The organism is Cellulomonas sp. P4_H12, from assembly GCF_056400905.1.
Window position 1 is genome coordinate 68,214 of record NZ_JBFUKJ010000014.1, and the last position, 13,071, is coordinate 81,284.

Consider the following 13,071-nt stretch of genomic DNA (forward strand, 5'->3'; position numbering starts at 1 on the left):
CCACTCGAGTCAACGAATGGCTATTCCTGGTCAACAAGACCAGCGTTTCCGCAGGTCAGAGCAGTGGAGGTGGCGGGAATCGAACCCGCGTCCGGTGACGCAGTACCAGGGATTCTCCGGGTGCAGCCTGCTGTGATTTTCTCGGCCCCCACGGTCACACAGGCAAGCCGTGGACGGGCCCAGTCAGCTAAAAGTCCCGGCAATCGCACTGACGACGATTACCAGCAGTGGCTCTCTAGATGACGCTGGTTACTGAGTCGAGAGCAAACTCAGGCCAACGGACTTCGGGACTCGCTCAGGCGGCGAGGGCGAAGTCGGTGCGGTTTGTATTGGCACCTATGGTTTTGCACGGAGCGTTGACGAGATAACCGTGCGTCCTCGACCCGCTTCTCCTGGTTCGACGATCACCGTCGAAACCGATCACCCCCATATTCAGTTATCAAGCACCGGCCGAGGCCAGCCCGACCAGCCTACCTCGCAACAGCAGGCTGGTCGGGCTCATTCCGGCGCGGTCAGTCGGCGGGTCCGGCGATCAGGGTGACGGTGGCCGACGAGGAGACGCCGGCTGCGGTGGTCCAGGTCAGCGTCACCGAGTCGCCGGGGGCGAACTGGGCGAGTGCGGCTGACAGCGCGGATGCGGAGTCGATCGCAGTGCCGTTCACCGAGGTGATGGTGTCGCCGGCGGCCAGGCCCGAGGACGCCGCGGGGGTGCCGTCGAGGACGCCCGCCACGACCGCGCCCTGGTACCCGGAGGCCAGCGAGATGCCGAGGAACGCCGGGTAGCCGATGGTCACCGTGTCGGAGGCGGCGCCGGAGTCGATCTGGTGCGCGATGACCAGCGCGTCCTCGATGCTGATGGCGTAGGCGACGGTGGTGACCTGGCTGCTCGAGGAGGCGGCCGTCGTCATGCCGACGACCTCGCCCTCCGAGTCGAGCAGCGGGCCGCCCGAGTCGCCGGGGACGACGGCGGCGGAGAACTCGATGAGGCCGCTGAGGGTCTCGCCGGACGAGGAGCCGTCGGACGCCGTCATCGACTGGTCCGTCGCCACGACCGAGCCGGCAGCCGCCAGCAGGTCGCCGCCGCCCTCCGCGTTGCCCACGGCCGTCACGGCGTCGCCCTCCACCACGCCGTTGTCGTTGTCGAGCGTCACTGTGGAGAGCCCCGACGCGCCCTGGAGCTGCAGGAGCGCGACGTCATGAGTGGCGTCCGTGCCGAGGACGGTGGCCGTGTAGGTCTCCCCCGTCGACTCGATGGTGACCTGGATGGCCGTCGAGCCCTCGATCACGTGGTTGTTGGTGAGCACCAGGCCGTCCGACGTCAGCACCATGCCGGTGCCGGCCGCCGCCGCGTTCTGGTAGCCCAGCGTGGTGTTGATGGTGACTACGCCCACCTGCTGGTCCGTGCTCGCCGCGGTGGCGGCGGACTGAGTGGTGTCGGGGACGGTGCGCGGGTCGGCATATGCAGACGACGGCGGGACGAACGAGGCGCCCTGCGCGGCGCTCGTCGTGGTGCTGTCGTCGGTGGTCGACGCCTGCGAGGCCGCGACCGCGGCGGCCGTGACGCCGCCCGCCAGGAGGCCGAGGGCGAGCGCGCCACCCGCCGCGCCGATCGCGATGCCGCGCCGCACAGTCGGCTTGGCCGCAACGGCGACGGATCCTGGGTGGTCGGTCGCGACCGCGAGCGGCGCGCGGGTCTCGTCGCCACTCGTCGACGCCTCGGCGCCGGCCGTCTCGTTCCGCTGCTGCTCGTCCATGGCCCTGCCCTCCTCGGCGGCACCCGGGGTGGTGCCGACAAGGATCAGGTAACTCGGGCGAACCGGGAGAGCCCTGGACTCAACCCGTGCGCAGCCTGTGGAACGTCAGCTGGTCGCCAGCACGTCGGAGAGCGAGTACGAGACCGGCTCCTCGAGCTGGGCGTAGGTGCACGACTCAGGCGAGCGGTCCGGGCGCCACCGGCGGAACTGCGCCGTGTGCCGGAATCGGTCGCCCTCCATGTGGTCGTACGCGACCTCCACCACCAGCGCGGGTGAGAGCGGCACGAACGACAGGTCCTTGCCCGCGGACCAGCGGCTGCCCGCCGCCTCGCGAGGCGTGCGGACGGCGGCCGAATAGTCCCAGGGGTGCCCTTCCAGAGGCACGACCAGAGGCGCGAGCTCGGTGACCAACTCGCGGCGTCGCGCCATCGGGAACGACGCCGCGACGCCGACGGAGGCCAGCACCCCGTCGTCGTTGTACAGCCCCAGCAGGAGAGACCCGACGGCGTCGTCCCCCGACTTGTGCGGGCGGTAGCCGGCGACCACGCAGTCGGCGGTGCGCTCGTGCTTGATCTTCTGCATGGTCCGCTTGCCGGGCTCGTAGCGGCCCGCGGGGTCCTTGGCGACGATGCCGTCGAGTCCCGCGCCCTCGAACTGGGAGAACCAGCGCTCCGCCACGGAGACGTCGTCGGTCTGCGCCGTGATCGAGATCGGGCCTCCCGGCTTGATCAACGACGAGAGCACGGAACGGCGCTCCGAGAACGGCAAAGACGTGAGGTCGTCGTCGCCCAGCGCCAGCACGTCGAAGAGCACGAGCAGCGCGGGCGTCTCGACGGACAGGAGCCGCACGCGCGACTCCGCGGGGTGCACGCGCTGCAGCAGGGCCTCGAAGTCGAGGCCGCTGTGCGACGACGACGGCACGATGATCTCGCCGTCGACGACGCACCGGTCAGGCAGATACGACAGCACAGCGGCCACGATCTCCGGGAAGTACCGCTGCATCGGCTTGGTGTTCCGGGAGCCGATCTCCACGGAGTCGCCGTCGCGGAACACGATCGCCCGGAAGCCGTCCCACTTCGGCTCGTACAGCTTGCCCGCCGGTATCGACGGCACGGACTTGGCGAGCATGGGGTCCACGGGCGGCATCACCGGCAGCGTCATACGAGAAGTCTTACCAGCCCCCGCCCCCACCGCCGCCGACTCCCCCGCCGGAGAACCCGCCGGAGAAGCCGGATCCGCCGGACGAGCCGGGCGTCGGGGCGGAGATGGCCTCCGTGGCTATAGAAGAGAACCGGTCCAGCGACGACGCGAACGCGGTCGCCCAGAAGATGTTCTGGCCGGGGTAGTACCCGCCCACGTACCAGCCGGGCTGCGCGACGGCGCGGCCCTGCGCGGCGAGCTCGGAGAACACGCGCGCCCACCGGTCGGCCAGCCCGAACACGATCGCGTAGGGCAGGTACCGGCTGAAGATGTCCTCGCCCTCCTCGAACTTGAGCTGGTTCGCCTCGGCCGTCGCGAGGTACCGGCGGAAGCCCAGCGACTGCGCGAGCACCGCGGTGCCGTCCTCGGTGCGGGCGGGCGCCGCGTTGCCGAGCGCGACCACGAGGACGCCGACGATCGCGAGGGCGATCGGCACCAGCGCGATGCCCGTCACGGAGACGCCGGACGCGAAGGCGAACAGCGTGAGGCCCACGCCGATGACGACGAGCACGACACCGACGGCCCGCCACGCGGCGCGCACCGCCTTCGGGTTGGACCGGAACCAGCCCTTCTCGGTGACGTGCGTGTAGAGCCCGTCCTGCACCTGCGCCATCGAGGACGCGAACGTGGTCTTGAGGTCCGACAGCTTGACCGCCGTGGCCGACGTGAAGATCTCGCGCAGCAGGGTGTCCTCGAAGGGCAGCAGCGAGCCGTCGCGGTTCCTCGTCTGCACGAGGGTCCAGTCGTTGGCCTTCTTCTTGGGGTTGGAGCGCGGGACCTCCTCGATGCGCAGCCAGCCGCGCACCGCGAGGTCGACCAGCGTCGCGGTGACGTCGACGGGATCGGCCTTCTCGTCGACGAGCGTGCCCACCTCGCCCGGCCGCACGCCCTCGGGCGGCTGGAACTGCACCGAGACGACCTCGCGGCGGTCGCGGTAGCCGGATGCGGCGCCGGGCTGGTTGTCCGCCGGACGCAGGCCCGGGGTCAGGCCCAGGTACGCGCGGTCGCGGCCCGTGCGGCGGACCCGGCGGACGGCGAGGATGCCGCCGACGACGAGCACGACCAGGGCCACCACGCCGAGCGGCGACACGGGCCGCACGGGGGCCAGGGGGTCTGGCTTGTCGACGAGGATCGGCTCGACCCCCGGGAACGTCCCGGCCGGCCACCCGGTCACCGTCGAGAACTGCGAGCCGACGGGCACCAAGTTCTGCGTGAAGGTCGACGACGAGCCGTCGAACGCCGCCGACGTACACGGGTCAGTCGAGCCGGTGGGACCCGCGAAGCAGACCGCGCCCTCGATGGGGGCCGGGCCGGTCACCTGCACCGCCAGGTCGCCCAGCGGGATGTCCCAGCCGGCACCGATGACGTTCCAGTACAGCTCGTCGCCGGAGTGCTGCGCGTTGGCGGGGTTCACCAGCCCGTCGACCGTGTACTGCACGTGGTACGTCTGCACGCCGGACACGTTGTCGACGTCCGGGTCCCCGATCCGCAGGATGAGCGCGGTGTCGGACTCCTCGCGGTTCACCTGCGCCGGCGCACCGGTCGACGACGACGCCGAGATGTCGGTGTAGCGGAACGCGCGGTCCGACGAGTCGTCGTAGTAGACCCTCGTCGGCAAGGTCAGGTACGGCCCGTGACCCGGGTCGTCGCCGAAGTCGAAGTCGAAGTCCAGGCCGACCGTCATGACGCCGTCGGCCGTCAGCGACGCCGTGACGTCGTAGCGCGTGATCTCGCGGCCGGACGTCTGGTCGGGGGCGGCGGCGGCCGGGAGCGCACCGAGAAGGACGAGGGCGAGGGCGACGACGACGGCCCGGAGAGCCCTCACAGGTCGCGCTTCTCGCGGATGGCGCGGTTCGCCTCCAGGTTGTCCTGCCGCTCGCGCAACGCCTGCCGCTTGTCCCACTCCCGCTTGCCGCGGGCCAGCGCGATCTCGACCTTGGCGCGACCGTCGAGGAAGTACAGCGACAACGGGATGATCGTCTGCCCCTTCTCGCGCGTGCGGGACTCCAGGCGGTCGATCTCGCTGCGGTGCAGCAGCAGCTTGCGCTTGCGGCGCGGCGCGTGGTTGGTCCAGGTGCCCTGCGAGTACTCGGGGATGTGCACGCCCTCGAGCCACAGCTCGCCGTTGGTCACCTCGCACCAGCCGTCGACCAGCGACGCCCGACCCAGCCGGAGCGCCTTGACCTCGGTGCCGCTGAGCACCATGCCGGCCTCGAACACGTCCTCGATGACGTAGTCGTGCCGCGCCTTGCGGTTCGAGGCGACGACCTTGCGCCCGACGTCCTTGGCCACTTTCGTCGAACCCCGTTCCTGCACGTGTGAAGTGATGCGGAACGAGACTACAGACCCAGCAGCGGCCGCGGGTTCGTCGTCGCGCCGTTCACGTACACCTCGAAGTGCAGGTGGCAGGCCGCCGACGTACCGGTGTTGCCCGACCGCCCGATCAGCTGCCCCTGCTCCACGTGCTGCCCGGAGCTGACCGCGAAGCTGGTGAGGTGGTTGTACGACGCCGACAGGGCGTTTCCGTTGACGAACCCGCTGTCGATCATCACCTGGTTGCCGAACCCGAACCGGGTCTTGGCCCACGTCACCGTGCCGGCGCGGCCCGCGTACACCGGGGTGTTGCAGTAGGTGCGCAGGTCGATGCCGGCGTGCAGGCGGACGTAGTGCAGCGTCGGGTGCATGCGCATGCCGTACTCGGACGTCACGAAGATCGGGCTGATGCTGGTCGGGTTGGCGAACAGCGCGCTGCCGATGGGCCCGGCGGGGCCGTGCGGCTTGCCCGCCGCGGCGTCGCGCGCCTTCTGCGCCTCGATGGCGGCCTGGAGCTCAGCCTGCACGGCGGCGGCCTCGGCGTCCGCGGCGGCCAGCTGCGCCTCGAGGGCGGCCTTCTGCGAGTCGAGAGCCTGCTGCTGGCTGACCTGCTGGGCCAGCAGCGCGTCCAGGGCGGCCTTCGCGGCGGCCGCGGCCGTCTTCGCGGCGTCGGCCTCGACCACCTTCTGGTCCGCCGCCGCCTTGAGCTCGGTGATCTTGTCCTTCACGGCGCCGAGCCGCGCCTCCGCGTTCTTGTTCGCGGACTCCGTCGCCTTGAGGTCATCGAGGATCTGCGCCTGCGTGCGCAGCGCCGTGGCCATGAGCCCGTAGCGCTGCACGAAGTCGGCCGTGCTCTGCGAGTCGAGGATGACGTCGACGCCCGAGACGCTGCCGCCGCCCTGGTAGGCCTGCCGGGCCATCTGCCCGATCGCCGCGCGCATCGCGGTCGCGTGCTCGGCGTCCTGCGTGATCGTCGTCGAGATCGTCGCCTGCTGGTCCTGGGCGTCGACCAGCCGGGCCGCGATGATCGCCGCCTCGCGCTGCGCCTTCTCCAGCGCCGCGTTCGCCGCGTCGAGCGTGGCCTGCGCGCCGGGGATCTGCGCCTGGGTGTCGGCGAGCTGGACGGCGAGCGCCTGGATGCTCGCGTCGACGCCCTCCATCGCCGCCTCGGTGTCGTCGCGGGCCTTGGCGACGGCCGCCTTGTGCGCCTCGGCCGCCTTGCGCCGGTCGTCGATGCTGTCCGCGCTGGCGGGCGCGGCGACGAACGCGGTGACCAGCAAGGCGAGGATGGCGAGGATCGCTGAGAAGCGCAGGCGACGCATCGTCACACCTTCGTGTAGCGGCTGAGGGTGACCAGGGACGAGATCGCGGCCAGCGCGATGGCGACGACGATGAGGATCGGCGCGATGGTGAGCACGTCGGCCGTGCTGACGTACGGGATCCAGCTCACCGACTCGCCCAGCCAGTCGTCGATCAGGTAGCCGACGCCCAGCCACAGGCCGCCGACCGCCAGCAGCGCCCCGATGGTCGCGGCGATCGCGCCCTCGAGCATGAACGGCAGCTGGATGAACATGGTCGACGCCCCGACCAGGCGCATGATCCCGGTCTCGCGGCGCCGGCTCAGCGCGGACAGCCGGATGGTCGTCGTGATGAGCAGGACCGCGGCCAGCAGCATGACGAGCGCGAGCCCACCGGCCAGCAGCGTGGCGCTGTTGAGCACGGTGAACAGCTTGTCGAAGAGCCGCTGCTGGTCCTTCACGTCCTCGACGCCGGGCTTGCCCGAGATGACGTCCGCGACCACCTGGTACTGCGTCGGATCGGCAAGCTTGATGCGGAACGACGAGTTCATGTCGTCGACGGTCGCCGCCGACGCCCAGAACTGGTCCTTGAACTGCTTCTGGAAGGCGTCGTACGCCTGCTCCTTGGTCTCCGTGTAGATGTGCTCGACGTACGGCTTGATCTCGGGGGCGTCGAGCGCCGCCCGGATCTGCGCCTTCTGGTCGTCGGTGACCTCACCGCTCGCGCAGGTGGGCTCCGTGGAGTTCTGCGGGCACAGGAAGACGGAGACCTCGACCTTGTCGTACCAGTCGTCCTTCATCTTGCCGATCTGCGTCTGCAGCAGCGCGGCCGACCCGACGAACATGAGCGACACGAAGGTCACGAGGATGACGGAGATCGTCATCGACAGGTTGCGACGAAGCCCCAGGCCGATCTCGGAGAGGATGAACTGGAGGCGCATCAGCGGTCCGACCCGTAGACGCCGCGCGACTGGTCGCGCACCAGGTCACCCATGGACAGCTCGATGACGCGCTTGCGCATCTGGTCCACGATCTCGTCGTCGTGCGTGGCCATGACGACCGTGGTGCCCGTGCGGTTGATCCGGTCGAGCAGGCGCATGATCCCCAGGGACGTGGTCGGGTCGAGGTTTCCCGTGGGCTCGTCGCACAGCAGGATGTTCGGGCGGTTGACGAACGCGCGCGCGATGGCCACGCGCTGCTGCTCGCCGCCGGAGAGCTCGTGCGGGCGGCGCTTCTCCTTGCCGGCCAGGCCGACCATCTCGAGCGTGTCCGGCACCGTGGTGAGGATGTGGTGGCGCGGCTTGCCGATGACCTGCAGCGCGAACGCGACGTTCTCGAACACCGTCTTGTTGGGCAGCAGGCGGAAGTCCTGGAACACGGCGCCGATGTGGCGGCGCAGCGTCGGCACCTTCCACGACGACAGCGTGCCCAGCTCCTTGCCGGCGACGAACACGCGGCCGGCCGAGGCCCGCTCCTCGCGCAGCACGAGGCGCAGGAAGGTCGACTTGCCGGAGCCGGAGGCGCCGACGAGGAAGACGAACTCGCCCCGCTCGACATCCAGGGACACGCGGTCCAGCGCCGGTCGGGCGCCGCGCGCGTAGACCTTGGTGACGTTCTCGAATCTGATCACGATGCTCGCGGGCCAGGTTTCGGGGACGGACGGGGTACAGCGCTGGCCTCGTCGAGAGTAGGCAGCGGACAGGGGGTCACCGGACGGTGACACGCCGACGCTTGCCTGTGAGAACCCTCGACTGGGGGCTTTGGTGCAGAATGTCGGGCCGCTACGTGCCCGACATCGCCTGGTGCTCCTCGTCCGCCCGGGCGTCCAGCGTGCCCGCCGGGTCCTCGAGGACGTCCGCGAACGCCACCTCCGCGCCCCCCACCAGCTGCGCGTCGGACCCGAGGTCGGACCGCACGAGGAGCGCCTGCTCGCGCATCGGACCCAGCGCCCGGCTGTAGGACGCCGCGAGGGTCTGCTCCATAGTCGGGTAGAGCGCGCCGAGCGTGCCGCCGAGCACCACCACCCGCGGGTTGAAGATGTTGACCAGGCTGGCCAGCCCGAGACCGACCCACTCGCCCGTCTTGCGGACGCCCGCGATGGCCCGACGGTTGCCGATCGCGACGTCGCTGAGCACATCCTCGATGTCGGACTCGCGCGGGTCGCGGCCGACGGCCCGGATCAGCGCGGCGTCGCCGATCTCCGCCTCCCAGCACCCGCGCGCGCCGCACGAGCACACGCGACCGCCGGGCTTCACGACGAGGTGGCCGACCTCACCGGCGTAGCCGCCCGCGCCCTTGAGGAGCTCGCCGTCGACGACGACGCCGCCACCGACACCGACCTCGCCGCGGACGTAGAGCACGTCCTGCGCACCGCGCGCGGCGCCCCGCAGGTACTCCGCGACGACGCCGAGGTCGCCGTCGTTGCCGACGGCGACCGGGTACTCGTTCTGGGTGGCCACGCGGAGCAGGTCCGCGAACGGCACCTCGTGCCAGCCCAGCGGGGGCGACCGGCGGACCAGGCCGTCCGGCTGCCGGACGCTGCCCGGCACGGAGACCACCAGCCCGAGGCACACCGAACCGGGCGCGGCCTTCGCCTGCATCTCCTTGGCCAGCGTCGCGATGAGCTGCACCACGGCGGGGACGTCGTGCGGGGAGGTGCTGTGCAGCCGCCGCCGGACCTGCAGCATGTAGCCGCCGAGCCCGACCCGCGCCGCACCCACGCTCGAGGGCGTGACGTCGAACGCGAGCACGTGCGCGCTCGTGCTGACCGGCTCCACCACGTTGGACGGCCGGCCCTTGCCGGAGACGACGCCGGGTCGCTCACGCACGAGCCCGAGCTTGACCAGCTCGGACGTGAGCGACCCGACCGTCGACCTGTTGAAGCCGGTGCTGGCCACCAGGTCCGACCGCGTCGCCGGACCGTGGAAGTGCAGCAGGCGCAGGACGGCGGACAGGTTGGCCCGTCGGACGTCGTCCTGCGCCGCCGCGTCCGCGCGCCGGACCGGCGGCCCAGCCCCCAGACGCACCAGCTGCCCCCTTCAGGTTGTTCTAGCCGCGCCCGGTGGCACGTGCGCGCCTGCGGGAGATCGCGTCGACCGAGGCCGCAGCGACCAGCACCGCGCCGGTGACGACGTACTTGACTCCGGACGAGTACCCGAGCAGGCCCATGCCGTTGTCGATGACCGCGATCACGGCACCACCGATGAGGGCGTCGATGATCCGGCCCTTGCCACCGAACAGCGACGTCCCACCGATCACGGCGGCACCCACCGCGTACAGCAGCACGTTGGATCCACCGGCGTTCGGGTCCACCGACGTCGCGCGCGACGCGGCGAGCACGCCCGCGATCGCCGCCATGAAGGAGCAGATGGTGAAGCAGACCATCTTGACGGCCTTGACGTTGATGCCGGCGCGGCGCGTGGCCTCGGCGTTCCCGCCGACCGCATAGATGTGCCTACCGAACGCCGTGCGCGTGAGAAGGAAGCCCAGCCCGAGCGCGAGGACCACGATCAGCGGCACCACGATCGGCACCCCGATGATCGACGTGCGCAGCGGGTTGAGGCTGCGCTCCTGGTTGAGGACCGCCACCATGCCGAGCACGACCAGCGCGAGCACGGCGAGCTTGAGCACGACCATGCCGAGGGGAGCCGCGAGCAGCCCGCGCTGACGGCGCAGCTGCCACGTCCGCAGGCTCGTCGCCCCGTACGCCACGACCGCGGCGATCGCGAGCACCCAGCCCACCAGCGGCGGCACGTTCTTGTTCTGCAGCGCGATGATCACCGGGTCGGTGATCGAGATGTTGCCGCCGCTACCGATGATCAGCAGGACCACGCCCTGCAGGGCGAGGAACATGCCCAGCGTGGTGATGAAGGACGGCACGCCGACCCGAGCGACGAACATCCCGATGATCAGGCCGATGACGAAACCGGTGGCCACGCCCGCAAGCAGGGAGACGTACCACGACCAGTGGTAGACCGTCAGGCCCGTGGCCAGCACCGCGCCGCAGACACCGGACGTGACGCCCGCCGACAGGTCGATCTCGCCCAGGAGCAGCACGAAGATCAGGCCCATGGCGATGGTCGCGACGACCGCACCCTGCTGGAACAGGTTCGCGATGTTGAGCGCCGACGGGAACGTGTTGGGCTTGAGGATGACGAACGCGAGGGTGAGCACGCCGAGCGCGAGGAGGGCCGGCAGCGACCCCATGTCGCCGCCGCGCACCTTGCTGACGTAGTTGCCGACCGCCTCTCCGAACGTGGGCTGCTCGACCGAACCGGCCAGCAGGGAAGGGCCGACCTCCGAGGGGACAGTGGACGTGCTCATGCTGAGGTGCTCCCGTTCGTGGTGGTCGGCGCGTCGCTCGTGCTGGCCGGGAAGGTCGTGACGCGCTCCGGCGCGTCCGGCGAGACCCGCGGGGCCACCTGACCGGGTGCCAGCCCGGCCGAGCCGCTCGTGATGAGCTCGATGATCTCGGTACGCGACGAGTCCTTGGTGCGTACCTGTGCGGCCGTCTGGCCCAGGTAGAGGACGTTGATGGAGTCGGCGACCTCGAAGACGTCGTTCATGTTGTGCGACACCAGCACCACCGCGAGGCCGGCGTCGGCGAGCCGGCGCACCAGCTGGAGCACCTGCTCCGTCTGCGCGACGCCGAGGGCGGCCGTCGGCTCGTCGAGGATGACCAGCTTCGAGTTCCACAGGACGGCCCGCGCGATGGCGACCGTCTGGCGCTGGCCACCGGAGAGGCTGGCCACGTGCTGGCGGATGGATCGGACGGTCCGCACCGACAGGCTGGCGAGCACCTCGGCGGCGCGCGTCTCCATGGCGGACTCGTCGAGCCGGATGCCCTTCTTGATCTCCCGGCCCAGGAACATGTTGTGGACGATGTCCAGGTTGTCGCACAGGGCGAGGTCTTGGTAGACGACCTCGATGCCGAGCGCGTTCGAGTCGGCCGGCGAGGAAATGTGCGTCTCCTGGCCCTCGAAGAGCACGTCCCCGGCGTCGAACGGGTAGATGCCGGCTATGCACTTGATCATCGTCGACTTGCCGGCGCCGTTGTCCCCGACGAGCGCGGTGACCTCACCCGCCCGGGCCACGAGGTCGACGCCGCGGAGCGCGTGCACCGCGCCGAAGTTCTTGCGCCCACCCCGAAGCTCGAGGGTCGGCGGAGGTGCTAGGTCGGGTGCGGCATGCGCTGCTTGTGTCATCGTCCACCTCGTCAGGTCTGCGGTTCACCCCGCGTCGTCGCGGGTCTGTGCTCTGCCGTGCTCGGTCATGGTCTACACGCTTCGCTGCGTGACGCTCATGATCTGGGCGCCAGGTCGGGGCCGGCCGCTCTCGCGGGCCGGCCCCGACCTGGTCACCTGGGCTGGATCAGCCCGATGAGGTCACGCCTCAGGAGATGCCGGCCTCGGTGCACTTGGCAGCGAGCTCGGCGGTGCAGACCTTCTCCTTGGTGGTGTACCCGTCCGCGATGACGTCCTTGACGTTGTCGAAGTAGATGGCCTGCGGGTCCAGCAGGACCGACGCCACCTCCTTCTTCGTCTCGGTGTCGGTCACGGTGCCGGTGGCCAGGCTGGAGGTGTCTTCACCCTTGGCTAGCGCCACGGCGAGGGCCGACGCGGCGTCGGCCTCCTTCTTGACGGCCTTGTAGACGGTCATGCACTGGTCGCCCGCGAGGATGTTCTGCAGGCCCTGGTCGGTCGCGTCCTGACCGGTCACCGGGATGGTGCCGTTCACGCCGTTCTTCTTCAGGATGGCGATCGCGGCGTTGCCGAGACCGTCGTTGGCCGCGAGGACGCCGTCGATCTTGCCCGCGTTCTCCGTCCACATCTGCTCGAAGATCGTGCCACCGACCTGGTTGTCCCACTTGTCGACAGCCTGGTCCGCGACAACCGTGTACGAGGCACCGTCGACCTTGGCCGTCTGACCCTTGAGGTTCGACGGGTCCGGAGCGTCACCCAGGCCGAGAGCCGTGGCGGCACCCTGCTTGAACAGCGTCGCGTTGTTGTCGGTCGGCGAGCCGTTGAGGAACGCGATGTTCCCCGTCGTCTTGCCGTCGTCGGCCAGGCACTTGGCCAGACCCTCGCCCTGCAGCTGGCCGACCTTGACGTTGTCGAACGACACGTAGAAGTCCGCGCCGCCGCCCAGCGTGAGCCGGTCGTAGTCGATCGTCGCGATGCCCTGGGCCTGAGCCTTCTGCAGCACGGCCTTGCCCGAACCGGAGTCCAGGTTGACGATCATGAGGACGTTGACGCCGCTCGTGATCATCTGGTCCGCGATCGTCTGGAACTGGCTCGCGTCGCCCTGGGCGTTCTGGATGTCGTAGTCGACGCCTGCGGCCTCGAAGGCCTCCTTCAGGTACTTGGCGTCGGCGGTCTCCCACCGGGCCGAGGACTTGGTGTCAGGAAGGATCACGCCGACCTTCGGCGTCGCGCCTCCACTGCTTCCGCCACTTGCCGTGTCGCTCCCGCTGGGCGTGTCGTTGCTGCCACAACCGGCCAGCAGCA

11 protein-coding genes and 1 other RNA gene are annotated in these 13,071 nt (G+C 70.1%); all 12 read right to left on the reverse strand.

The annotated features are described in order from the left end of the window. Positions 1–61: 61 nt before the first annotated feature. Positions 62–428: a transfer-messenger RNA gene (gene ssrA / locus AC1DQC_RS09805) on the reverse strand. An 84-nt stretch (positions 429–512) separates the two neighbouring features. Continuing rightward, complete coding sequence (locus tag AC1DQC_RS09810) at positions 513–1,754, reverse strand: S1C family serine protease (protein WP_477051049.1); 1,242 nt, start codon at positions 1,752–1,754, stop codon at positions 513–515. 105 nt (positions 1,755–1,859) lie between these two features. After that, positions 1,860–2,915 carry an ATP-dependent DNA ligase gene (locus AC1DQC_RS09815; protein WP_477051050.1) on the reverse strand — a complete coding sequence of 352 codons (1,056 nt, stop codon included), beginning with the start codon at positions 2,913–2,915 and terminating at the stop codon, positions 1,860–1,862. 10 nt (positions 2,916–2,925) lie between these two features. Further along, complete coding sequence (locus tag AC1DQC_RS09820) at positions 2,926–4,779, reverse strand: DUF2207 domain-containing protein (protein ID WP_477051051.1); 1,854 nt, start codon at positions 4,777–4,779, stop codon at positions 2,926–2,928. After that, positions 4,776–5,246, reverse strand: a complete 471-nt coding sequence (gene smpB, locus AC1DQC_RS09825; protein ID WP_477051052.1) for an SsrA-binding protein SmpB — start codon at positions 5,244–5,246, stop codon at positions 4,776–4,778. Before smpB ends, AC1DQC_RS09820 begins: the two co-directional genes overlap by 4 nt. Before the next feature lie 47 nt (positions 5,247–5,293). Further along, positions 5,294–6,589: a peptidoglycan DD-metalloendopeptidase family protein gene (locus AC1DQC_RS09830; protein WP_477051053.1), complete on the reverse strand. Its 1,296-nt coding sequence runs from the start codon at positions 6,587–6,589 to the stop codon at positions 5,294–5,296. A 2-nt stretch (positions 6,590–6,591) separates the two neighbouring features. Further along, positions 6,592–7,506, reverse strand: coding sequence for a permease-like cell division protein FtsX (ftsX, locus tag AC1DQC_RS09835; RefSeq protein WP_477051054.1), 915 nt, complete (start codon positions 7,504–7,506; stop codon positions 6,592–6,594). Then, a complete protein-coding gene (gene ftsE, locus AC1DQC_RS09840) occupies positions 7,506–8,195 on the reverse strand; it encodes a cell division ATP-binding protein FtsE (protein ID WP_456845320.1) in 690 nt (229 codons plus the stop codon). Before ftsE ends, ftsX begins: the two co-directional genes overlap by 1 nt. A 151-nt stretch (positions 8,196–8,346) precedes the next feature. Then, positions 8,347–9,591: an ROK family protein gene (locus AC1DQC_RS09845; RefSeq protein ID WP_477051055.1), complete on the reverse strand. Its 1,245-nt coding sequence runs from the start codon at positions 9,589–9,591 to the stop codon at positions 8,347–8,349. 22 nt (positions 9,592–9,613) lie between these two features. Continuing rightward, positions 9,614–10,888, reverse strand: coding sequence for a sugar ABC transporter permease (locus tag AC1DQC_RS09850; protein WP_477051056.1), 1,275 nt, complete (start codon positions 10,886–10,888; stop codon positions 9,614–9,616). Further along, positions 10,885–11,769, reverse strand: a complete 885-nt coding sequence (locus tag AC1DQC_RS09855; protein ID WP_477051057.1) for an ATP-binding cassette domain-containing protein — start codon at positions 11,767–11,769, stop codon at positions 10,885–10,887. Before AC1DQC_RS09855 ends, AC1DQC_RS09850 begins: the two co-directional genes overlap by 4 nt. A gap of 187 nt (positions 11,770–11,956) precedes the next feature. Continuing rightward, positions 11,957–12,979, reverse strand: a complete 1,023-nt coding sequence (locus tag AC1DQC_RS09860) for a sugar ABC transporter substrate-binding protein (RefSeq protein WP_477051058.1) — start codon at positions 12,977–12,979, stop codon at positions 11,957–11,959. Between the last annotated feature and the right edge of the window lie 92 nt (positions 12,980–13,071).